We start from the raw sequence: 22,576 nt of genomic DNA on the forward strand, positions 1-22,576 counted from the left end.
AGTCGATCGCTTAGAATTTCAGGTTGAGGTTGAAACCCGTGCTCCGGGTAATAGGCAAGCCGGTCGCTTCCAGGCCGATGAGGTTGTCGGACGGGAAACCGAACTGGTCGGGGTGGATGGTCGGCACCCATTTTTTGAGGACCGCTACATTGTTGGAGACAATGCTCAGGCGCGCACCTTTAATGAAGGGAATGTTTTTAGGTAAAAGCCGCGCAAAATCGTAGCCGATCGTGATCTGCCGCAATTGCCATAAACCCGCATTGTACACAAACTGCTCGGCGATGTTCTGCGAACGCACCGTTTCGTAATAGGCCTGCACCACCGATTTCGTCTGATTTACCTCACCGTTGGGGTTCACGCCGTCGCCGATGATGAAGCCCTCGGCGCGTCCCGGCAGGGTTTCTTTCAGTAGCCCGTGCCGCCACGCGTTGTGGTTGGTACCCGAAATCATCTTATGCCCCAGTTTGAAATCGACCAGCACCGAAGCCGAGAAGTTTTTATAATTAAAACTGTTGGTGATGCCCCCTACCCACTTCGGTAATGCACTGCCGAACGCAATCTGCGTAGGCGTCCGCAAAGGTCGGCCGTTTCCCGCATCAAATACCTGCCGGCCCTGATCGTCGCGCAGATAGCCGAAACCGTAGAGTTGTCCCATGGACCTGCCCACTACCTGCCGGAGCTCACCGGTAAAGTCACCCGTGCCGACGGTGATCATCGCGTCGCTCACATTGCTTCCGAGGTCGAGCGTTTTTGTCACATTATAAGCTGCATTGAAATTCAGGTTCCAGATGAAGTTTTTGGTCTGGTACGGCGTCACATTCACCATCATTTCAAGGCCCCGGTTGCGGCCTTTGCCCACATTGATAAGTTGCGTGAGATACCCGGAGGCGTCGGAAGTCTGCGCTTGGAGGATCTGATCTGACGAAAGTTTGTCATAATAGGTCAGATCAAGCCCCAGCCGGTTTTCAAACAATTTCAACTCCAAACCCACCTCCTTTTCCGAAACCCGCATAGGCCGCAAATTGGCGTTCGGGACCGTCGAGCCATTGATCGTCGCCAACGGCTGGCCTGCGCCGCCTGGATTCGGGAATTGCTGAGGATTAATATTGTAAAACAAGTTGTTGGCGTAGGGCTGTACGTCGGTATCACTACCCACCTCGGCATATGCCACACGGACTTTCCCAAACGAAATCCAGGACGGCAGCGACGCGGTAAATGCTTGTGAGAACACGAAACTCGCCGTCACGGAAGGATAGATAATGCTTCGATTAGCCGGCGACAGGGTCGAAAACCAGTCGTTGCGAATGGTACCGTTCAGGAAAAGGAAGTCATTGTAAGAGATTTCGGCAGCGCCGTAGAGCGAATTGACCTGCCGCCTGGAAATCTCATAAGTAGCATCGCGCTGGCGACCATTGCCGATCGTGTACAGGTCGCGGACGTAGAAATCCTGTACAAACACATTATGGCGGCTCAGTTTGCGGTACATCTGATTGCCTCCCGCATTGATATTCAAGCCAATACGGCCGAACGTTTTATTAGCCGAAATCAGAAAATCGGTATTCAGCTCGCGGACGGAGCGCGTATCCTGCACATACTGCCCATTTACAAACCCCTGGGGAGCAGCCGCTTGCCGCTGGCTTCCGGTAGGCAGGTTGTAATCCTGCTCGCGGGAATAGTAGTCCTGCCCCACCCGCACCTGCGCGTAAAGCCAGTCGGTGAAGCTGTACCGTACTGAAAGGTTACCGAAAACGCGGTCCTTTTCAACGTTCTCAAACCGTTTCAATGCGAAGTACGGATTGGTACGGTTCGTAAACCGCGACCATACATATTCATTGCCGTTCGCGTCGGTCGCATATTTTTCGAGCAAGTCGAGCGGCATGGAATTGGCCATATTATAGAGCACTACCGGGCTGTAATCCTGCTCGGCGATGTTCGGCGGATTTTTACGGTCCTCATTGGAATAGTTGATGTTACCCGAAATGGTCAGCTTTTTGGCCATAGTTTGGGTAAAACCGAGATTCACCGTCTTGCGATGATAGCCGGAACCCGGCAGGATCGTCTTGTTATCCAGATTCGAAAGTGAAAGGCTAAAACCGCCGAATTCCCCGCCGGACGATACGGTAATGGTGTTGGTAAACGTACTTCCCTTGCGGTAATAATCGGTGATCTGATGTCGCTGAGGCACATAGGGAACTTCCACGCCGTCGAAAAGGATTTGCGTCATGCCTGGTTCGAACTTTTCACCGAAGCTCCATTGGCCAGAGGTTGGATTGGGTGTGGTAGGCCGCTTGCCGTTTTCACCCTGTCCGTATTCATATTGATAATCGGTGTAATCCAGCGGCGTTTCGGTGGTAAAATTGGAGTTGAGCTCGATGCCGATCCCGATGCCCGCCCCGCGTGTTTTGGTCGTAATCATAATCACCCCGTCTTTCGCACGCGAGCCGTACAATGCCGACGCCGCGGCACCTTTCAGCACGGTCATCGACTCGATGTTGTCCGGGTTAATGCTGCTCAGGCCGTCGCCGCTATCGGAAGTACGGTTGGAGCCTTTATCGGCCGCATCGCCGCGGGCGCCGAAGTTACTGTTATCGATCGGCACGCCATTCACTACGATCAGCGGCGAGTTATTTCCACCAAATGAGGACTGCCCGCGAATGCGGATCTTGCTCGTTCCCGCCGGTCCGGAGCCTAACGAGGTAATATTCACCCCCGCCATCTTTCCCTGCAGTGCATTCATAAAATTAGCCGTGCGGTTCACGGTCATTTCCTCGGCAGGGACGCTCGCAGTGGCATAACCAAGGCTTTTGGCTGCTTTTTTGATGCCCAAAGCCGTCACTACCACTTCCTCCAATGCTTTACTTTCGGGCACGAGCGAAACGACCAGGCTGGTCTGGTTTCCCAGGATTACCTCCTTTGACTGGTATCCCACAAAACTGAACAGCAACGCCCCGTCACCTTCCTGCAAGTCGATCTGAAATGTACCCTCCGAATTGGTAGTCGTACCGCGCTGGGTACCTTTCACGATGATATTCACCCCCGGTAATGCGGCCCCCTTTTCATCGGTAACTTTGCCGGAGAGGCTTTTTTTAGGCGAAAGTTGAAGCGAATTACCCTCTGGAAGCACGAACCCATTGTCGGCGCCCGGTAATTCGCCCGACGAGAGAATGATTTTCTTCCCTGAAAGTTCATATTTGATTTTCAGCGGTTTCAACAACTTAAAAAGCACCTCTTCCAAGGTCGTATTCACCGCCTTGATCGTCACCTTTTTCGACGCTTCGAGTACATTGGAACTGTACACAAACTGCACGTCCGCTTCCTTTTCGATATGCGCCAATACCCGTTTGATTTCACGGTTTTCCGCCTGGACCGTCAGACGCCGGTTCAGGTACTCCTGCGCAGTGCTCGTGTGCGCATACGCTACGCCCGCGAGCAACGCCATGACCAAACTCTGTGTGATCGAAAACCTCATAAGTTTCAGCCAGAATTTTCTGGTAATGCGTTTTTTCATACTTTTGAACAGGGTTTAAAGGGTTCTTTTAACCGGGAACTTGCAGATACCGAGCGTGTAACTTTGGCGAGTGGCCGCTCGTGATCCGACCTTGATGGCAGTGTAACCCACTGCCATTTTCATTTGCTGCAACCCTTGCCGCTGACAATGATCTGTCCGTCGACGATCTCGTAGCTGGCCGACACAGTTTTGCAGAGAATGCTCAGTTTATCATACATGCTTTCGTCGGAGAAAGCCACCGTAATTTTGCAGGCCCAAAAACTGTCGGCGTCGAACTGGACAGGGATACCGTACGATTTTTCCATATCCCTCAATATCACCGGCAGCGGTACTTCATCATATTTCAAAATGCTTTCAACAGCCCCGTTCGGCAGCTTTTCAGGGTTTTCGACAACCGTTTTGGAAAGCTGGTTGGCACTCTTCTCAAAAACAGCCGCCTGATTGGCCGTGATAATGAGGCCCTTCACTTCCTTTTCCGAAGGCTTGTCTACATACACCGACACCTTCCCTGTTTGAACCTGTACGGTAATATTCCGGTCGTTGTCGAATGCACTCACCACAAACCGGGTACCAAGCACTTTGGTTACGACCTTGCCCGTGTGCACCATGAATGTCTGTCCTTGTTTTTTTACCGAGAAAAGGGCTTCGCCGGTGAGGTACACCACGCGGGCACCGTCTTCGAACTCCGACGGATACCTCAGGCTGCTCTGCTGGCTTAACGTCACTTCCGATCCATCGGATAAAGTGATTTTCAGCGGGTTGTCGCTATCATTTCTGGTCGTCACAAGATTGGGCGGGCTGGTGTCGGTTGCCGATATCCGCGGTTCAGTCTCATTGTTTTGATAATAATACCAACCTATTCCCGCGCCCAGCACCAACACTGCTGCGGCAGCTACCAACCATCTTTTCCAGAAAACACCGCCGCGGGTTTCCTCTTCGTCGTCTTCCGAAAAACCAATTTCCAGATGATCGTGCCTGCCGCTTACATTTTCGATAAACCGCTCAATTTCAGCCCGGATTTCCTTTTCGACCATCTGCTCTCCGGCTACATTCGCCGCGCGGATCAGGTGCTCGGCCTGCCGGAATGCTTCCCGCCGATCGGGATATTTGTCCGGAAAAGACAGCCAGAACATTTCCTGTGTGCTGCCCTGGCCCTGCACCCATTTCCGGAAGCTCTCGTCTTCCAGAAAATCTTCGATCGTATACGATTCGTAAGGCTTCATTCCGGTTTTAGTTCTGTTACGTTATACACTATACGCTCATCGACGGGTGCCACTAAGAACTCAGGTCGTAATGCTTCCGCAGACTTCCGAGCGATTTTTGCAGGAGGTTGTAAACGGATTGCCGGCTCAGGTTCATCACCTCGGCGATCTGTTCGAAACTCAGGCTCTGGTAAAAGCGCAGGTAAATCAACTCCTTCTGTCTGCCGGAGAGGCTGTTGAGCACGCCTTCCAGCTTCCTTACCTGGTATATTTCGTGCTCTTCGTCGATCAGCCGGAGGTCGGAAGAAAACTCGACGGAGAATGCATATTCATCCGACAGCATCGATTGGTGCGTGACGTGCTTTTTTGACAGTTCTCGTAAAATGCGCGTTTTGAGCGCCACGAGCAGGTACGAACGCACATTGGATACTACCCCGGCGGGCCCCGACGATTCCTGCGTCTTCCAGAGATTCACGAACATGTCCTGAATGCAATCCTTCACGAATTCGCGCTCGCCGTGCAGCCTCAGCCCCCAATGGAACAAGTCGGAATAGTAGCCCTGCATGATATTCGCCAGTGCGTACATGTCGCCCGACTGGTAGTCATTCCAAAGTTTCTGAGCTTCATCGGGAGTAATGCGTGGTCTCATCTCGTGGTAGCTGTCACTTTTTCTAGATGAGACTCATTTTCAGGATATATACCCCACTATTTTCATCTTTTTTATCAAAATAATACACAATGATTCCTGAAACGCTCCCCGTACCCTTACTCCTGCATGTTGACAAGCGACCATTATCTGTGTAAATTGTGAGTAGCTCCTATATAAATGAGCCTAACACTATGAGAAAACTGACCTCGACGAATTACTACAATCAGACGTTCCTGGAAGAGAAATGCACATTGAACGAACTGATCAACCTGCTTAGCAAACGGTGGCTAACCGAAGTAATGTTCAGCATTGAGGAAGGCAACAACCGCTTTTCGACGCTGAAAGAAGACCTTAAACACATTAGCGACAACATCTTAGCCGATCGCCTGAAACTGCTTGAACAGCACAAGCTGATCATCCGGAACGACAATTTCCGCGAAGTACCGAGCCGTGTCGAATACACGCTGTCCGAAACCGGGTCCAAGCTTAGCGAGCTCCTCGACGGCCTCTGTCACTTCTCCGAAACCGAAATGGAATTCCCGGAATGACACAACGTCAATGACCGCCCGTCCGGTCCTTAACAATTGTTAACAATCACTTCGGAAATTGTGAGTGGCTATGCGATAGCCCGAAAAACCATTTGATCATCCGGTAATGTTGCTTGCACATCGGATTGGCAATGCCTTTACCTGCTGAATAAATTCGGCAATGCATTCAAGCCAACCGCATCGCATTGCCTGCAATTCGCTCCATTTTACCGGCTCCGTTCAACATTCCCTCACTCGCGAGGAGTTTGGCACGAGTATTAATTGCGCCGAAAGTTCAAAACGCTCTCAAATCAGAGCCATCGACTGGCTGTTCGACTGGCATTCGGAATTATGTCGCAAGGACAGGCAAGTGCTCAAAATTGAGCTATTGCAAGAGCCTTCGACTATTCAGGGGTTGGTTAGCCTTGCCGACAAAGGCGACCATGTTTATATGCATTTAATCGAGAATGTGAGCTGGAATAAAGGGAAAAATAAGCTATATTGTGGTGTGGCGGGTAACCTGTTCGCAGCTGCATGCAAGCTGTCTTTTGACTTGAACTACGACGGGGTAGTTTCCTTTGTTCCTAAGACTCAACTCATTGAACATTACCAAAAAACGCTGGGAGCCAAGCTTTTCGGGCCAAACCGGATGTTTATTGATACCCGGGAAGCAATGATGCTGACAAAACACTATCTAAGACAAACAATTTAAGCAATCTGAACAATGATAGATTTCACAAAAATGGACGAAAAGGAGCTTGTGCTGAGCGATAGAAAGCTGACTGACAGGGAAGAAAAAGAATTCAGCGCCTTCCTCAAATCACGAAAACTATCTGCTAAGAAAGGCGCTGCCACCAAAACAGTGCATTAATAACTTACTCCTATCAAATCCCGAAGCACCACCGACGCGCAGGTTGCCCCGAATGTCGCCGGGAGGTATGGCATCGTACCATATGCGGATTTCTTGTAGTTGCTGCCGTCGGTCAGGATGAGTGACTCGCGGATTTGTTCTTCGGTAGAGAATACGGCTTTGATACCTGTGTAAATCCCCGCTCTTTTAAGATTTTTCCTCACCTGCTGCGCGAATGGGCAGTTGTATGTCTTCGAAATATCGACCACTTTCAGTTGCGTCGGGTCCATTTTACCGCCCGCGCCCATGGAGCTTACGATGCGTATGTTACGCTTGTACGCCTGTGTGAGGAAAGTCAGCTTGGGGGTGACGCTATCGATGGCGTCGACAATGTAGTCGTATTGGGTTGCGTCGAGGATTTGTTCGACCGCATCGGGCGTGACGAAACTTTTCACCACGTGCAAAGTCAGTTCCGGATTGATCGCTTTGAGACGCTCGGCCATGATATCGGCTTTGCTTTGCCCATGATTGGTGGCCAATGCAGGCAATTGCCGGTTGCGGTTGGTCGGATCTACCACGTCGCCATCCACGATGGTCATCGTCCCTACCCCGCCTCGGCATATGAATTCGGCGGCAAACGAACCTACTCCCCCCAAACCAATCACCAGTACATGCGCCTGACTGAGCTTTACCAGGTTTTCCCTTCCAATCAATAACTCCGTCCTGGAAAGCCAGGAAAATTCCTCCATCATTATTTTTTAAATACTTTATCAAAATTCAATTCGAGCTGCAAAGCAATCTCTTTTTCGGGAATATTCCGCAGCAGTGAAGCGGTTTTGTAGATTTCGCGGATATCGGCACCGGTGTCGTCGGTTTCAAGAAACAATTGATCCGGCGGAACAGCCCTGAATGCCTCCAAAATGGCCGCATTCGGGTGCAGCAAAGCTTTTCCGAATGACAGGAAATGACCCGCCTCGATCACCGGCCGGATGACGGCCAGGCGGTTATTGATCCCGTGAAAAATGACCGGCACCCGGGCTTCCCTCAAAAATCCGAGACATTCCTGAAATGCCTTTACGCAATGGATCACCAGCGGTTTCCGCAGCTCCCCGGCCAGTCCGATCTGCCGTTCGAATGCGCGGCATTGCATATCCCAATCTGTTGTAGCCAGCTTGTCGAGGCCGCATTCACCAACGGCAAGAACTTCCGGGCGGGCAGCATACACGCTCAATTGGTCGAAGTCATCGGAAAACGTTTCCCGACGAATGTACCAGGGATGAAGCCCGGCGCTTACGTACCGGCTACCGGCAGGCGTTCCGAACCCGCTATGCCTGTTTTCGATAGCAAGTACGTCCGGGTCGCGCGATGCGCTATGGGTATGGACATCCACAAACATCCGTGCGCAGGCGTCATTCAAACGGATTCACCGCATACATCAGGCTGCGGGCCGATATTTCATGGGAATCGATATGCGATTTGCCTTTATAGTTGCGTACCCTCAGGTTATCTTTTCCCTGATAAACAAAGGAAAGCGTAGCCACCGGCTGACCGATGTTAAACATTTTAGAGCCTTTCTCAGCATAGGCCTCAGCCAGTTCTCTTAGCAGACCGGCATCGGGAAATTCAAGGCATTTCAAGGTAAAACCGTCGATATCGCCATCCCAGTTCAGATACAGCAAATGGCGTTGTTCGGGAGCTATTTCAAAATAAAAATTGAACCGTCGCTGTCCGTCGAAAGCCTCTGAAAGTTGTAGTTCCTTGGATTCGGGGAAATAGGTCCTGATCTCTTCGCGTAAGTAATCGAGTGAATTCATCTTGGTGCGTGGGTGGTGTCTTTCAATTCGTGTATAAACAAATATATCCAGCCAGCGGCAAAATTTCAAGGATCAGCCCGGAAACAGTTTGATCACATGCTTAAACGTTTTACCAAGCGGCAATACCTTCCCGTTCAGCAGCCGGATCATATTGCCTTCAATATAATGTACGAATTTTTTATTCAAGATGAAAGACTTGTGTATCCTGATAAACGCGTCCGCCGGCAGCTGCTCCTCGAAGCTGCCAAGGGTACGCTGCGTGAGCAGGAAATGATCGCGGCCCCATACTTTCACATAATTCCCCAGGCTTTCAAGGTAATATACGTCGTCGAGCTGCATTTGAACCAGTTTCTTGTCGGATTTGATATAGAGCGGCTCCGGTTCATGCGGCGCGGCTGGCGGTGCGGGTGCAGGTACCGCCTGGCGGCGCAGGGTATGCTGCTCCAATGCGCGGTTGGCGGCTTTGAGAAACCGGTCGAAACGAAAAGGTTTCAACAGGTAATCCACCACTTCCAGTTCGAAACTTTCCAGCGCATGCTCCTCGTACGCGGAAGTGATGACGACCAAAGGCCGCTGATTGAGCGTGCGCAGAAAGTCGAGACCGCTGAGCTTCGGCATGCGGATGTCGAGGAAGATGAGGTCGACGGCATGATGGTTGAGAAATGCGAATGCCTCCGTAGCCAGGTAGCATTGCCCGGCTTTTTCGAGGAACGGGATGTCTTCGAGGTACCTCAGGATCACATCATGGGCCAACGGTTCGTCGTCGACAATCAGGCAGCGTAATTTCATAGCAGGTCGATTTCCAGGCTGGCCCTAAATACGCCGTTGTCCGCAGCGGTGGTTATCCGGTGCCTTCCGGGGTAAAGTAATGCCAGCCGTCTTCGCAAATTAGTCAATCCGATGCCTGTTTGCACATTGGAAACCGGTTCGTATGAATTTTCGCAGTTAAAACGCACCGATTGGCAGTCCGCTTTTAAAATAATATGCAGGAATGCAGGACCTTCGGCATTCTCCACACCGTGTTTGAATGCATTCTCGACAAAAACAATCAGCAACAGCGGCGCAATCAGGATTGTGCCGTCGGCAATTTCCATGTCGAATTGCAGGTCCAGGCTTCTTTTCAATCGGATTTTCTGCAACTGGATGTAATCGTTCAGGTATTTCACCTCTTCTTCCACACGTACAAACGGCTCCCTGGCCTTATAAATCACATAACGCATCAGCTCCGAAAGCTGCAAAATACTTTCCGGGGTTTGTTCCGAGCGTTGCAGGCTCAGTGCGTAAAGGTTATTAAGGGTGTTGAAGAAGAAATGGGGGTTTAACTGTTGTTTCAAAAGATCGAGCTCGGCCAATGATTTCTCGTGCTGCAAGGCTGTAATGAGGCTGTTTTGCCTGGCCCATTGGATGGCCAGCAATACCGGAAGGCTTATCAGCAGCACCAGCATCGCTCCAAATGCATTTTCAGCCACAAACGGATTGGCGGAGAACACCCCGCCCAGTATTTTGCTAAAAGGCAAACCAGCCAACAGCTGCCCCCAAAACGGGTAAAAAACGCCGATCAGCGCACTTGAACAAAGGACATAATACAAAATGCCCCTTTCTTTCAAAATCACAGGGACAAGCCACCGGCTGTTGATGTAAAAGAAAAAATACCCCGCGAGGTACATAACCAACAGTTGCAGGGAATAACTGATAAAAGTGGGAAAGCGCGCCGCAATTTTCAGGAAATGAATCTCAAAACCGATGAGCAGTTGCTTCCCCGAATGGTACAACGGGTTATCCAGGCTCGACACCGCCATGGCACCTAAAAGCAGCGCGAGCCCCGTGATGCTGATCAGCACCGCTTTTTCCAGGCTCAGCCTCCGTACCCATTTCACCTCGCGCAACCGGCCGATGTAATGGCTTTCCACCGCGAGCACGCATTCCAGCGCCGCAATGCAAAGCCCGCCGGTAAACACTACCGGCCAGATCAGCCGCCCCGGCCCCAGCAATGCCGCCGAAAGTGCCAGTAACAGCGGCAAATACCCCAGAAAACAACCCAGCCAGATACGACGGTTACGCCCCATAAAACGCCCCATGCCACTTCCCTCGCGCACCCACGTGACCACCAGCACAGGCGACCATAGCCCCAGCGAAGCCAGCAGTGACTGGAAATATGCCGCCCAGTAATCATCCCGCCCGATCGTAAACCCGATCGAAATCCAGCAGAACAGCCCCACATAAAGCCAGGTATCTTTCCTGCGGGCCAGTGCGCCCATTGCCTTTTCTATTACCAACATCCTGCAAATAAACCGCACCGCACGCTCGTCTTCAAAAATTAATGACGACCGGCGCGATTTTGGTGATATTGGTAAAACAGACGCAAAAACAGGCTGACAAACGCCTTCGTCACTGCTGCATTTACCTTGCTCACTATTAATTGAATACCCCGCCGACGGCATTCATCTTTGGAGCATGAACTTCAAAAGCCATGTCATGCAAAGACTGAAAATCCAGGGACTTACCAAAACCTACCCCAACGGCATCCACGCCCTCGACCATGTGTCGCTCGAAATACCGAATGGAATGTTCGGGTTGCTTGGCCCCAATGGTGCGGGCAAGTCTACATTCATGCGCATCCTGGCCACGCTCGCCCGGGCCGACGGCGGGCTGGTGACTTTCGACGGGACGGATATCCTCCGCGAGACCGATTGGTTAAGAAGCAGACTTGGTTACCTGCCGCAGGATTTCGGTGTATACCCCGGCGTTTCTGCCGAAAACCTGCTTGACCACCTGGCTGTATTAAAGGGCCTGATCTACAAGCCGGAACGCCGGGAACAAGTCGCAGCGCTGTTGCAGCGCACCAACCTCTATCAACATCGCAAGCAGGCCGTAAGCACTTTTTCGGGCGGAATGCGCCAGCGCTTCGGTATCGCACAGGCATTATTGGGCAACCCTCAACTCGTGATTGTCGATGAACCCACGGCGGGGCTGGACCCGTCCGAACGCCACCGGTTTCACGATCTGCTGAGCGAAATCGGGGAGCATATCGTGGTCATTCTCTCTACGCACATCGTGGACGACGTGCACGACCTCTGCCCTCAAATGGCGGTACTGGCTGCCGGCCGCGTCGTGCTCGAAGGCAAGCCCGAAGTCCTGACGCATTCGCTAAGCGGCCGGCTCTGGCGCAAAACCGTCACACCGGCAGAACTTGCCGAACTGCAAAACGCTGTCGACGTGATCTCCACGCGCAGGGTTGCGGGGCGCATTCAGGTACACGTGCGCGCGGACGAGCGCCCGGGGGATGGCTTCGGGGCATTCGATCCGGGACTTGAAGATGTGTATTTTGCGACGCTCGCGGGCATGGATGGGAAGGAGGTGCGGCCATGCTAAGCGCTACGTTTCGCTTCGAAATGAGTTACCATTTCCGGCAGGCCAGTTTTCGCGTCGCCGCTTTATTATTCCTGATATTGGGCTTGCTGATGTCCTTCGGGAACTTCGGAGGGGATGAAATACACCGGAATGCACCACACGTGATCAATTTCATCATTTGCCTGCTTTCGTTATTCACCGTCTTCGTGAGCACGCTTGCGGGCGCGGCAGTGGTCCTGCGCGACGCTCAGCACGGTATGGAGCCGCTAATCTTCACGACCAGTATCGGTCGCCGGCCCTATTTCGTTGTCCGGCTGCTCGGATTGCTGACCGCCGTCTTTCTGATAATGTGCCTCGCGGCGTTCGGCGCCGCAATGGTCACTTTCATAGCCCCACCCGGGCGGCTGGGGCCTTTCCATATTTCCTATTACCTGGCGCCATTGCTGCTATTCGGTCTGCCGGGCGTGTTTTTTTGTTGCAGCATTATTTTTGCCGCCGCTCTGCTCACGCGCAATACCCGGTGGGTATACACAGCCGGTGTTTTGGTATTCATCATCTATTTTACGGCTTCCATTCTCGGCAATTCTCCCGTAATGGCGGGTTCGGTTCCGGCGCCGGGCGGCCCGGGCTGGTTTTCGGTACTGATAGATCCGTTCGGTTTTACGACGTTTTTTGGAGAAACCATGAACTGGCCTGCCTGGCGACGGAATCAGGAGTTGTTCCCGCTTACTCCGATGTTCGTCGCCAACCGCCTGCTTTGGGCCACGATTTCCCTGTCCTTGCTGGGAATAGCATATAATCGTTTCAAATTCAGGATACTATCCGAAAAACATCACGCTCCTGGCCGAGCGCGGATCGTCCAAACAACATCCCCCATTGCCTATCGGGTTATCAATACCCGTACCAGCCAGCCCAATTACCACCGGCAGGTCTTTTGGAGGGTTTTTGGCCTCGAAACAAAAACACTTTTCGGCCCGGTGATAACCACGCTGATTTTTGCCCTATGGGTATTTTTCAATGCCATCGAGCTGTTCGAAAACCTTTCCAACGGACCATATGGCGTGCGGAGCTATGCCACCAGCGGTTTGCTGACTGAGCAGCTCGTAGCCGTACGCCCGGCGCTGCTGCTGATCCTGTTTTATGCTTCTGAATTGATCCATCGGGAAAAAACAACTGGCATCCAGCAGCTGATTTTCTCCACGCCGGTTTCCGTGACGGTATTCGCCATGGCAAAATCCCTCGCGCTGGTGGTCTGGATTTTCGCCCTGATCACCGTTCACATTGCGATAGGTATAGCCGTACAATGGTTTTCAGGATTCAAAAACTTCGAATGGGGCACCTATTGCTCGCTCTATTATTACGCCGGCCTTCCGTTGGTACTTTACACGATGCTGGTCATATTCATTCAGACGGTGGTCAACCATAAATACCTGGGAATGCTTATCAGCGGCCTGGTCATTGGCATTTTCATATTCGGCAGGCAACTCGGTCTCGAAAGCTACCTTGCCCGTTTCGCCACGGCCCCTCGCCTGCGCTATTCCGACTTCGACGGATTCGGGCACAGTGGCCTGTCATTTAACTGGTACATGCTCTACTGGGCGTTGATCGCACTCGCGCTCGCGACCATCGGTACGCGCATATGGCCGGGGCATATGCAGGCGAGCTGGCGCGCACGCATAAGCATGATAATCGCCGGACGGACTTCGGCATTTGCATTACTTTGTATCCTATTCGCAATCGGGACAGGGTTTTTCATTCAATTCAAAACCGGCCATTCGGCCCTTAACCGGACTGGCGCCACCGATGCGAAATGGCGGGTATTGTATGAGCGTAAATACAAGCCGCTTGAAAACCTGCCTCAGCCAGTGATTACGGATCTGAACCTTCAAACCGACCTTTTTCCGGCCAGTCACTACTACACGCTAACAGGTTCGATGCGGATTAAAAACAAGTCGGAACACCCTATTACGAAACTCCGCATCGGAATCGATCCGGACATCGAACTGGTTGAGCTGGTACCAGAGCACAGTTCGCTGGTGTCGTCGGATGAAACCTTCGGGCAGTATGGGTACCGTACCGACCGACCGCTCGCGGCCGGCCAGGAAATGACGATCCGTTTCGCAATCCGCTCCGACCGGTCGGCTTTTAAAACCTTTAACAGCGAGCATTCTGTTGTTGCAAATGGCTCTTACATTGAGCTGGAAAAATATCTGCCACATTTCGGATACCGGGCGGCTTATGAAATTGAAGGTGCAGAAGAGCGGCGACAAAATGGCCTTCCTGTACGCAGAGAGGCCTACTCAGATGATCGGGCGTACCATTTTATTCATTTTCAAAACAGGATCTCCACCGAAGCCGGGCAGCAAGCCGTTACGGTAGGCACGCTAACGAAAAGCTGGAACCGGGCCGGCCGGAGTTATTTTCAATACCAATCCCAAGAGCCCATTCCCTACATGTTCGCATTGAGTTCGGCCCGCTACGCTGTTAAAACGGAAAGATACAAAGGCACGACTTTCAGGGTATACCACCATCCGGAGCACCCGCAAAATGTCGCAGCCATGATGTTGGCCATGAAAGACGCTGTGGATTACGGCAATGCGCATTTTGCCTCGTACACCCGCCACGAGCTTAACCTGGCAGAAATCCCGCATTATCCCGGCTCGGCGACAGCCTATCCCGGCCTCATTTTCAGCCAGGAGCGGAACAACTTCAGGAGCAATCTCAGCGACAGCGCCGGTTTCAACTTCACCTACGCTACCACCGCGCACGAAACGGCACATCAATGGTGGGCAGGACGCGTAGCCGCCCCGTCGGGACCCGGCTATGCTTTGCTCACCGAATCATTGGCTAAATACACCGAGGCCGTCGTGACAGAAAAGCGGTTTGGCAAAATGTACCTGCGGCCATACCTTTTGAAAGATTCCCAGCTCTATTTCGCCTACCGCAGTGCGGCCGGCGAGCAGGAAATGCCATTATGGAAAACAACGGGCCAACCTTTCGTGCATTACCAGAAAGGCGGGTTGGCGCTGTTCCACCTCAAAGAAACGCTGGGAGAAGCACATTTGAATCGCGCATTGCGGGAAGTGGTTACACGCCACGGTTATCCTCTGAAAAAGCCGGCTCCCGCCGACCTGATCCAGGCATTGAAACGCGGAGCAAATGCAACACAGGTTCGACTGATCGACGAGCTTTTCAAGAAAGTAATCGTGTTCGACAATGATATTAAAATACTATCAAACAAGCCATTACCTAACAACCAACAGCTGCTTACTTTGGAGATTAATATCCGTAAAACGGATGAGCCCTCGGGAAAACCCACCACAATGCAACCTGACGACGATATCGAAATTGCGGTGTTCGGCGGAGTAATAGCGACAGATAGCGTGTCATTAAAACCCGTTTACCTGCAACGGCATCATTTTTCGAAAAGCCGGTCGGTGATCCGCATTATGATACCACGCGGCCCGGCGACGGTTATTCTCGATCCGCTTTCATACGTGCTCGACGTAAGTGATCATAACAATGTGGCGGTATTAAACTAGGCCCGGGCGGAACTTTGGGTAGTCGATTCGTCTTTCCATTTTAGCTACACCGGCCACCCGTATGGAACTCCTGTTTGAAAAAGACATTCAAGACTCATTTCACATCAGCCAATTCAGTCGTGCTGGCAGGATAGACCAGCTACCTGAGCGGCTCTCCTATCACCGGATCCTTTTTCTGCAAGAGGGGTCCGGTGTGATCGAAATCGATCATGTGCGGTTTGAACTGACCGGAAAAACGCTTTTCCTTGTCTCAAAAGGGCAACTCTGCCACTTTCCTGACATGAGCCTTCTGACGGGTTATGAGCTGAGCTTTGGCGATTGTTTCTGGGAAAAAGCGCCCGACAGTGCCAGCAACTGCAAGGCCGTGCTGTTCAACAATGCAGCCGACAATCAGCAGCTACCTGTGAACCAGGCCGCATTGACGGAGCTGAATCTCCTGTTTCATGCGCTATACATTGAATTTGAGAAGAAAGATTATGTCAACAAACTCGATGCGCTGGCCGCTTATCTGAAAATCATCATGATCAAAATCGCGAACATCAACGCCGAAGCGGGTGCCGGCTTTGATCATCACGAGAAACAGGTTTACCGGAGGTTTATCGAGCTAGTTAGTCGCAGGTTCCGAGAAATGCGCGAGGTAGCGGAGTACGCCCGGGAGCTGAACATCCCGGCGAGACGGCTCTCCGATATATGCAGGCGCTGCGCAGGCAAGGGCGCCAAGGAACTCATTAACGGACAGATCGTCGCGGAAGCCAAACGCTCATTACAATTTTCTTCACAGCCGGTGAAGGAAATCGCGTATCAGCTGCATTTCAGCACCCCTGAACAGTTCAGTCATTTTTTCAAGAAGAATGCTATGATGTCCCCGCAGGATTACCGCACGCGCTTCGTCAATTTTGGCAGGTGATCCGCAGATTCTGACATTTCCCGGCTCGCGGCACAGACCTAGTTTTGTAAAAACAAAAAAAACACAAAATCATGTCTGTCAACGCATTGCATACCATCGCGGGCATCCGTATTCCCGATAGCAAACTGGCCAACGACGCTACCGACTTGCTTCTTGAGCATGGTACCGAGTTTATCTACAACCATTCATTGCGCGTTTTTCTCTTCGCCTCGCTCAACGGAAACCGTGAAAAACGGGTTTACGACCCGGAACTGCTTTACATCAGCGCCGTATTCCACGATCTGGGACTGGTACCCCATTACAGCAGCCCCGACAAGCGCTTCGAGGTCGACGGCGCCAACGCCGCCCGCGATTTTCTGAAAAGCAACGGCCTGCCGAAAGAATCGATGCAGCTGGTGTGGGATGCTATTGCGTTGCACACCACTATCGGCATTGCGGAATACAAGGAGCCGGAAGTAGCGCTGTTGTACGCCGGTGTGGGCCTCGATGTAATGGGCGAAGGATACGAGCATCTCAGCACAGCCGAGCGCGAAGCGATCATTACCGCATTTCCCCGTAATAATTTCAAAAACAGGATCATACCGACCTTTTTCTCAGGTTTCGCACACAAAACCGGGACGACGTTCGGCAACATCAAAGCTGATGTATGCGCCTATATGATCCCGAATTTTGAGCGCGAGAACTTCTGCGACTGCATTTTGCATTCCCCATGGAGTGAATAGGCACCCGGTTATTTCAGATACCCGGGCACTTCTTCGACGATTGCTTCAAACAGCTTCTTCGCGCTGGTATGCTTCAATACCGGCGCGATTTGTCCGCCCCAGAACATGATCAGATCGTACTGTTGCTTTTCCGTCGCAGCTTTACGCAGCGGCACGATGAACTGATTTTGCAATGGGAACGGCAATAGTTCGTCGTGATGCCCGGCCAATGTTTCGGTAAAACGGCTGCGGATGCCACGGCCCAGACGGCCCGTCGAGACTTTCGTTAACGTCGTGTAGCGTGCCGCATCCGAATGCAGCAGATTACGATGATACTCCGTGGCGCCGGACTCCTCTGTCGCCAGAAACGCCGTCCCGATCTGCACGCCTTCGGCACCGAGGGTGAATGCGGCCGCGACACCCCGGGCATCGGCGATGCCGCCGGCGGCTGCTACGGGTGTTTTTACCTTTTCGCGGATCTGTTGCACGAGTACGAACGTGCCCGTGAGCGACGCTTCGGGCGATTCCAGGAACGAAGGCCGGTGACCGCCCGCTTCGAAACCGGATGCGATAATCACATCCACGCCTGCATTATCCAATGCGATGGCCTCATCGAGCGTAGTGGCATTGCCAATGAGTTTGATGCCTTTTTGACGAAAATCTTCCAGGATGGTTTGCGAAGGCAGGCCGAAAATAAAGCTGAAAACCGGTGGCTTCGTGGCTAGCAATGCGTCGACCTGATTCTCGAAACGGGATGGGTAAGCCTTGGGTTTTGCAGGCAAGGGAGCTCCCACTTCGTCGAAAAACGGCTTTACGAGCGCAGCGGCTTTTTCAAATTGCGCTTCCGAAACTTCCCCGGCGGAGAAATCGCTGTCGGAAACCCAGAGGTTAATGTTGTAGGGCTTGTCAGTTGCTTGTTTCAGCTCTTTGTCCAGTGCGATGATTTCGTCGGGCGTGAGCATATAAGCACCATACCCACCCATTCCGCCGAGGTTGGAGACCGTCGAAACAAGTTTCACAGACGATAAATTACCTCCGAACGGGCCTTGTAATATCGGGTATTCGATTCCCAGCACGCGGGAAACATGGGTTCGATTCCACATAATCCAGGTAAGCGGGCGGTAAGTGAAACCCGCTGCGCAAATTAAGCAGAGAAACCGATCGGTCTCACGTGACTTACATCATAATTTCGCGTCGACATGGCGCGCTCGCAGATAAGGAACTCCCCTTTTTGAGCCAATTCGTGCTTGCAACAACATAAAAATCGCCGAGCTGACTGATGCGCAGCCCGACGATTTGGATAATATTATCTTGCAGGGTTCACTGATAATCGAGCCAGGCCGTCGCCTTACATGCCTTATCCGTCTTGAACCTGATCCAGCGGGCTGAAAAATTCTGCGGAAACGCAAATGAAACGGTTTCTCCGGGCCTCACCGTGAACGTTTTGTAAGCCATCCAAGGCCCGTTACCTACCGGGTCGGCTTCGAGGGTAAAAGTCACAGGCTCCTTCGCTTGATGCGAAAGTTTCAGGTTTTTCTGATCATAAAAGCCAATCAGGTAAGGGTCCGAGCTGTCGCCTGCCTGCACTGGCGCATCCTTCCAGGGACCTCCGTGACCAGTGGGTTTGCCGAGTTTCCACAAGTCATCGATCGCACCGGCCCATACAGCCGCTTTTTTATCCGCCGAAACGATGATATGCTCGCTATTCTGCATTGATTTCGGGTCGATGCCCGTCATGACCAGCAAGCCGCGGTAGGAAGCATAGTCATGGATGCGGAGGTTATGTGAGGAGACCGGACGGATTTTGGCATAGCCATCGGCATTCTCGGCAGGCAGTTCGTAAAATGTGCCATGGCAGTTGAAAAGATCGCGTTCCGTCGCCACCTCACGGCAAATGCGCAGCGAGGCGTGGTTGGTGAGGCCCGTAAAGGCCTCGTTACCCAGCGGCAACCGCCAACGGCGGCCTTTGTCATCAACGACGAGCACCGACGATGCGTCGATAGTCACGACCTGTTTAGGAATAGCAAATTTTGTTTTGATAAATGCATGCATTCGGGCATCCTCCTGACGGTTGAGTTGCATATTGCGGTCGAGCTCATAATAACCGACCTCTCCCGGCTTCCCACCGCCGAAATCCGTGGCCGCCATCCCTAATACCCGCCGGTTTTCTCCCAGACCATATAGTAATCCTCCATGGCTGGTAACCGAACGGGCATCGCTCAGGCCTTTGAAAATCGCGACCGGCGTAACTGTGCGGCGGTCGTCGGCAGTATAGGTAAAATGAACGGTTGCGCGGGTAGCATTATCGGGCCGCACACGCACCCACTCACCCGAATCCGCGTCGCTGAAATCCGCATTCAAGGCCATTCCGGGCCCCACTTTCACCGTTCTTAATACCGACCATTCTCCGTTCCCCTTTTTATCCACTTCAAATACAAAGCCCGTTTCGCGGTCGCCATCATTGCGTACCCACACCGCGCGATGCGCCCATCCGGCAAACAGGAACGGCTCCGAGTTTTGTCCCGCCTTCACCGCTTCATTTAGCCACACTGAGCCTTCGGCCGAGTTCGGGCCAAGTTGGTCGGGCAGGTTAAGGGGTGTAAACCAAAGATTGGAATTGGATTGTCCGGGGCCTTCTATCCCACCCTTGGCCTTGCGTTTGTTCAAAAATTCGCGCTGGGCGGAGTCGTCGCAACCGAACACCAGGCGCTCGTTCCAGCGGGTAAAATCACCTATTACTTTCAGATAAGCCGTTCGCGGCCGGATGCCTGCGCTATTCTGCGAATTGAATTGTTCGGGAAACTTCCAGAACATCCCATGCATGGTCATCAGGTAGTCGGGCTGCTCCGTAGTACCCACATCGCGGATGCGCGGCCATTCGGTATTCCAGCCGTGGGCACCGTCGTAGGCATGGCTGGCCTTGGGAAGCCGGTAGAAGCTCCATTTACCATGATCGCGCACGCCCACCAGCACCGATTTGTGGTCCCAGCCCGTAGCCCAGATCGGGTCGGTAGTCGGGTTCCGGTTGCCGTAAATCCCCCCGGGACCGGTCACTTCCACAAACTGGTTGCGACGCACCACCTTCCAGTTTTTCCCGTCCCATTCCGACAACGAGCCCGACTCAATATCGAACTGTATTTCGGCCTTCCGTCCCGGCTCACCGTTATTGGAATACACCGCTACACCCTGACCCGAGTAAAAGCCTTTACCGTGCGTCCCCGGGAGCAAGCCCTTGGTTTGATAGGTTGCCTTGTCGGTTTCCTTCTCACGATCGATATTGCCGTCCTCGTAAAGCATTTTGGGCGTAAGCGTTTTCACATCCACCTCGTAAAAACCCTCTTCCATGGTTCCGTAAAGAATCTTCCCGGCCGGGTCGGTCAGGTGGCGGGCATTGCCGGTGTGGCGGCCAGGCATGGCTTTGGCAGGAATCGTGCGTACTTCGCCTTTACCATTGATTGCATAAGGGCCGATAAAAAGTTGATTGCTTTCCCGGTGGATCATCCGGTTGGCAGGCGTACCGCCAATGCTTTCCGGCCGCACCGTCTGTGTCAGGTCGGCGCCGATCTCGTACAGCTTGTCGGACGAGCCGAAAGGCAAATGCGGGCCATAGGTAATCGCCCAGAGCTTCCCCGCCCAGGGGACCACCGCCCCTGTGCCGCATTCCCCTTCATTGTTGTACATAGCCAAATGCGGGTAGATGCCGCTGTACGAGGGTTGTTTCGGGATCTGCGCCATCGCCGGTTGAACGATACCCATCACAGAACCGGCCACAAACGCCCACACTCGATTTCTTTTCATCGAAAGACTCATTGTTTTGAAAATCAATTGGAAAATTTAAGATTAATATCCCGTATTCTGTGTGATGTTGGGATTCACACGCCGCTCTACAGCCGGGATTGGCCACAGGTACTGCCGGGATTTGTCGAAACTCCGCTGGGACAACGTTTTAACATCCGTTCCGAAGCCCGAATAGTCGGCCAGGCCGTCGTCATCGAGCGGCGTAACACCCGGGAATGGCCACTTGGCGCGGTTCTGGGCCGCCGGGTCGGGCAAGCCCACGACCGGCGTCGATAATGCCTTTTCGGCCAGCTTCCAACGTATCAGGTCCATGTAGCGCAATCCTTCACGCGGGAACTCCACACGGCGCTCGCGGCGCAGTACCTTGCGCAATGCGACGGCATTGGTGACGGTAACCGCCGGATAAGCCGTTGTTTGCTCCACGCTTACGCCGTAAGCCCTGGCCCTGACCTGGTTAACGGTGTTCAAAACACTTTCATCGATCTCTCCGAGCTCCATTTTGGCCTCTGCGTACGTCAGAAGCATTTCCGCATAGCGGATAACGATCGCATCATTGTCCTCCACCAACCGGTCGGGCCAGGTTTGGTCGATGCCTTTTTTCCAAAGCAACCCTGTGAAGCTCGCAAATGCGGCCACGGCGCGGGTATCTTTGTTGGGTACCCTGCGGTTCTCTTTCGAGCTGAACACCGTTAGGGAATCCGGATGCGGCATGTAATTATAGCCCAGCCATTGGGTGTTGAACTCCACGATCGTCGCCGTCAGCCGCGGGTCACGGTTCTTGAAGGGGGCCTTCGGGTCATACAAAGCCGATTCGTCGATCGGCTTCCCGTCGGTGCATTCGTAGGCGTCCATCATGTCACGCGTGGGCAGTTGCGCGCCGTACCCACCCGCATTACGTGAGATGTTGTCCTGCACGTAACCCGCGCCATTGAAAACCTGCTGTTTTTCATCACGTGGAATGCTGATGATCATCTCCTTACTGGTCTCGCCGGCCTTCAAAAAAAGTTGGGAATAGCTGCTGTGCAGTGCATAAATTCCTAAGTCAATGACCGCTTTAGAAGCATCTCGCGCCAGCTGCCATTTACCTGTATACAAAGCCGTACGCGCCTTGATCGCCAGCGCGGCGCCTTTCGTCAGCCTTTTCGTTTCGGAGGCACCGTAGGAAACAGGCAGGTTAGCGATGGCGAAATCAAGCTCGTCGAAGACGAATTGCAGGATTTCGGCCTGGTTCTTGCGGGCAATGCCATAGGATTCTTCCAGTGCAACCGGGGTAGTCAGCAACGGCACGTCTCCGAAATGCGTGATCAACCGCGAATATTGGTAGGCCCTGATGAGCCGCATTTCCGCTTCCAAGCGTAGCATAACGGCCGGCGGCGTATTCGCTGCGGCGCGCTCTTTGTTGGCGATAAACGAGTTGACGCGGGCGATGGCTTTGTAGGAATTGAGCCAGAATGTCTGCACGCCGGCGTCGTCGGCATTCATCGTTCCGCCGATCACGGCGTTGGTCAGCTGCCCGCGGTGCCATTCGTTGTCGCTGAACAGCTCGTTGTCGTTGCCCCAGAATGCGAGGCGGTACAAATCGTTCACCGCGAGTTCCAGCTCGGTCTGGTTCGAATAGAATGTACCCGTGGAAGCTTCCGAAAGCGGATTGAGGTCCAGGGTATGACAACTCGTCGCCCCGGTAAGGAGCATCAGGAATAGGGTCTTTTTCATGTGTTATCAATCAA

At 52.8% G+C, this 22,576-nt stretch carries 18 protein-coding genes; 7 read left to right on the plus strand and 11 right to left on the minus strand.

Annotated elements, in window-relative coordinates; all coding sequences use genetic code 11:
- Nucleotides 1–10 precede the first annotated feature (10 nt).
- The 3 genes from J7619_RS10525 to J7619_RS10535 all read right to left on the minus strand — a co-directional run bounded on the left by J7619_RS10525 (nt 11) and on the right by J7619_RS10535 (nt 5,359).
- Nucleotides 11–3,508, minus strand: coding sequence for a SusC/RagA family TonB-linked outer membrane protein (locus J7619_RS10525; RefSeq protein WP_291197714.1), 3,498 nt, complete (start codon nt 3,506–3,508; stop codon nt 11–13).
- A 119-nt stretch (nt 3,509–3,627) separates the two neighbouring features.
- Complete coding sequence (locus J7619_RS10530) at nt 3,628–4,731, minus strand: FecR family protein (protein ID WP_291197717.1); 1,104 nt, start codon at nt 4,729–4,731, stop codon at nt 3,628–3,630.
- 52 nt (nt 4,732–4,783) lie between these two features.
- The gene (locus J7619_RS10535) at nt 4,784–5,359 is read right to left on the minus strand and encodes an RNA polymerase sigma factor (protein ID WP_291197719.1); all 576 of its coding nucleotides are present in this window, start codon (nt 5,357–5,359) and stop codon (nt 4,784–4,786) included.
- A 191-nt stretch (nt 5,360–5,550) separates the two neighbouring features.
- On the opposite strand from J7619_RS10535, the gene J7619_RS10540 reads away from it, so the two are divergent.
- The 3 genes from J7619_RS10540 (at nt 5,551) to J7619_RS10550 (ending at nt 6,757) form a co-directional block, all read left to right on the plus strand.
- Nucleotides 5,551–5,907, plus strand: a complete 357-nt coding sequence (locus tag J7619_RS10540) for a helix-turn-helix domain-containing protein (RefSeq protein ID WP_106598884.1) — start codon at nt 5,551–5,553, stop codon at nt 5,905–5,907.
- Nucleotides 5,908–6,067: 160 nt separating this feature from the next.
- Complete coding sequence (locus J7619_RS10545; RefSeq protein ID WP_291197721.1) at nt 6,068–6,598, plus strand: hypothetical protein; 531 nt, start codon at nt 6,068–6,070, stop codon at nt 6,596–6,598.
- Nucleotides 6,599–6,610: 12 nt separating this feature from the next.
- The gene (locus tag J7619_RS10550) at nt 6,611–6,757 is read left to right on the plus strand and encodes a hypothetical protein (protein ID WP_291197723.1); all 147 of its coding nucleotides are present in this window, start codon (nt 6,611–6,613) and stop codon (nt 6,755–6,757) included.
- Here J7619_RS10550 and J7619_RS10555 read toward each other — a convergent pair.
- From J7619_RS10555 to J7619_RS10575, 5 genes are all read right to left on the minus strand, one after another.
- Nucleotides 6,754–7,488 (minus strand): tRNA threonylcarbamoyladenosine dehydratase, encoded by a 735-nt coding sequence (locus tag J7619_RS10555; RefSeq protein ID WP_310589804.1) that lies wholly within the window; start codon nt 7,486–7,488, stop codon nt 6,754–6,756. The genes J7619_RS10550 and J7619_RS10555 overlap by 4 nt on opposite strands.
- Nucleotides 7,488–8,153 (minus strand): TatD family hydrolase, encoded by a 666-nt coding sequence (locus J7619_RS10560; RefSeq protein ID WP_291197725.1) that lies wholly within the window; start codon nt 8,151–8,153, stop codon nt 7,488–7,490. The genes J7619_RS10555 and J7619_RS10560 overlap by 1 nt, the downstream gene beginning before the upstream one ends.
- Nucleotides 8,146–8,550 (minus strand): hypothetical protein, encoded by a 405-nt coding sequence (locus J7619_RS10565; protein WP_291197727.1) that lies wholly within the window; start codon nt 8,548–8,550, stop codon nt 8,146–8,148. The genes J7619_RS10560 and J7619_RS10565 overlap by 8 nt, the downstream gene beginning before the upstream one ends.
- Before the next feature lie 72 nt (nt 8,551–8,622).
- Entirely contained in the window at nt 8,623–9,339 is a 717-nt protein-coding gene (locus J7619_RS10570; protein ID WP_291197729.1) for a LytTR family DNA-binding domain-containing protein, read from the minus strand.
- Complete coding sequence (locus J7619_RS10575) at nt 9,336–10,808, minus strand: sensor histidine kinase (protein ID WP_291197731.1); 1,473 nt, start codon at nt 10,806–10,808, stop codon at nt 9,336–9,338. The genes J7619_RS10570 and J7619_RS10575 overlap by 4 nt, the downstream gene beginning before the upstream one ends.
- A 217-nt stretch (nt 10,809–11,025) precedes the next feature.
- Here J7619_RS10575 and J7619_RS10580 point away from each other — a divergent pair, with 217 nt between their 5' ends.
- The 4 genes from J7619_RS10580 (at nt 11,026) to J7619_RS10595 (ending at nt 17,072) form a co-directional block, all read left to right on the plus strand.
- Nucleotides 11,026–11,922 (plus strand): ABC transporter ATP-binding protein, encoded by an 897-nt coding sequence (locus J7619_RS10580; RefSeq protein ID WP_291197733.1) that lies wholly within the window; start codon nt 11,026–11,028, stop codon nt 11,920–11,922.
- A 20-nt stretch (nt 11,923–11,942) separates the two neighbouring features.
- On the plus strand, nt 11,943–15,443 hold the full coding sequence (locus J7619_RS10585) for a M1 family aminopeptidase (RefSeq protein ID WP_291197735.1): 3,501 nt from the start codon (nt 11,943–11,945) through the stop codon (nt 15,441–15,443).
- A gap of 61 nt (nt 15,444–15,504) precedes the next feature.
- Nucleotides 15,505–16,350: a helix-turn-helix domain-containing protein gene (locus tag J7619_RS10590; protein ID WP_291197737.1), complete on the plus strand. Its 846-nt coding sequence runs from the start codon at nt 15,505–15,507 to the stop codon at nt 16,348–16,350.
- 71 nt (nt 16,351–16,421) lie between these two features.
- Nucleotides 16,422–17,072, plus strand: coding sequence for an HD domain-containing protein (locus J7619_RS10595; RefSeq protein ID WP_291197739.1), 651 nt, complete (start codon nt 16,422–16,424; stop codon nt 17,070–17,072).
- Between the two features lie 8 nt (nt 17,073–17,080).
- On the opposite strand, the gene J7619_RS10600 is transcribed toward J7619_RS10595, so the two are convergent.
- From J7619_RS10600 to J7619_RS10610, 3 genes are all read right to left on the minus strand, one after another.
- A complete protein-coding gene (locus J7619_RS10600) occupies nt 17,081–18,154 on the minus strand; it encodes a nitronate monooxygenase family protein (RefSeq protein ID WP_291197741.1) in 1,074 nt (357 codons plus the stop codon).
- A 217-nt stretch (nt 18,155–18,371) separates the two neighbouring features.
- Nucleotides 18,372–20,849 (minus strand): hypothetical protein, encoded by a 2,478-nt coding sequence (locus tag J7619_RS10605; protein WP_409012719.1) that lies wholly within the window; start codon nt 20,847–20,849, stop codon nt 18,372–18,374.
- A 42-nt stretch (nt 20,850–20,891) separates the two neighbouring features.
- Complete coding sequence (locus tag J7619_RS10610) at nt 20,892–22,562, minus strand: RagB/SusD family nutrient uptake outer membrane protein (protein ID WP_291197743.1); 1,671 nt, start codon at nt 22,560–22,562, stop codon at nt 20,892–20,894.
- Nucleotides 22,563–22,576: the final 14 nt, after the last annotated feature.

The sequence above is a fragment of the Dyadobacter sp. genome (assembly GCF_017744695.1).
GTDB lineage: Bacteria > Bacteroidota > Bacteroidia > Cytophagales > Spirosomataceae > Dyadobacter.

What these genes read in the sequence shown, in the direction of transcription:
- J7619_RS10525 (WP_291197714.1), bottom strand. Translation starts at nt 3,508, where the DNA reads ATGAAAAAACGCATTACCAGAAAATTCTGGCTGAAACTTATGAGGTTT.
- J7619_RS10565 (WP_291197727.1), bottom strand. Translation starts at nt 8,550, where the DNA reads ATGAATTCACTCGATTACTTACGCGAAGAGATCAGGACCTATTTCCCC.
- J7619_RS10550 (WP_291197723.1), top strand. Translation starts at nt 6,611, where the DNA reads ATGATAGATTTCACAAAAATGGACGAAAAGGAGCTTGTGCTGAGCGAT.
- J7619_RS10535 (WP_291197719.1), bottom strand. Translation starts at nt 5,359, where the DNA reads ATGAGACCACGCATTACTCCCGATGAAGCTCAGAAACTTTGGAATGAC.
- J7619_RS10570 (WP_291197729.1), bottom strand. Translation starts at nt 9,339, where the DNA reads ATGAAATTACGCTGCCTGATTGTCGACGACGAACCGTTGGCCCATGAT.
- J7619_RS10580 (WP_291197733.1), top strand. Translation starts at nt 11,026, where the DNA reads ATGCAAAGACTGAAAATCCAGGGACTTACCAAAACCTACCCCAACGGC.
- J7619_RS10605 (WP_409012719.1), bottom strand. Translation starts at nt 20,849, where the DNA reads ATGAAAAGAAATCGAGTGTGGGCGTTTGTGGCCGGTTCTGTGATGGGT.
- J7619_RS10610 (WP_291197743.1), bottom strand. Translation starts at nt 22,562, where the DNA reads ATGAAAAAGACCCTATTCCTGATGCTCCTTACCGGGGCGACGAGTTGT.
- J7619_RS10575 (WP_291197731.1), bottom strand. Translation starts at nt 10,808, where the DNA reads ATGGGCGCACTGGCCCGCAGGAAAGATACCTGGCTTTATGTGGGGCTG.
- J7619_RS10590 (WP_291197737.1), top strand. Translation starts at nt 15,505, where the DNA reads ATGGAACTCCTGTTTGAAAAAGACATTCAAGACTCATTTCACATCAGC.
- J7619_RS10585 (WP_291197735.1), top strand. Translation starts at nt 11,943, where the DNA reads ATGAGTTACCATTTCCGGCAGGCCAGTTTTCGCGTCGCCGCTTTATTA.
- J7619_RS10540 (WP_106598884.1), top strand. Translation starts at nt 5,551, where the DNA reads ATGAGAAAACTGACCTCGACGAATTACTACAATCAGACGTTCCTGGAA.
- J7619_RS10595 (WP_291197739.1), top strand. Translation starts at nt 16,422, where the DNA reads ATGTCTGTCAACGCATTGCATACCATCGCGGGCATCCGTATTCCCGAT.
- J7619_RS10530 (WP_291197717.1), bottom strand. Translation starts at nt 4,731, where the DNA reads ATGAAGCCTTACGAATCGTATACGATCGAAGATTTTCTGGAAGACGAG.
- J7619_RS10600 (WP_291197741.1), bottom strand. Translation starts at nt 18,154, where the DNA reads ATGTGGAATCGAACCCATGTTTCCCGCGTGCTGGGAATCGAATACCCG.
- J7619_RS10545 (WP_291197721.1), top strand. Translation starts at nt 6,068, where the DNA reads ATGCATTCAAGCCAACCGCATCGCATTGCCTGCAATTCGCTCCATTTT.
- J7619_RS10555 (WP_310589804.1), bottom strand. Translation starts at nt 7,488, where the DNA reads ATGATGGAGGAATTTTCCTGGCTTTCCAGGACGGAGTTATTGATTGGA.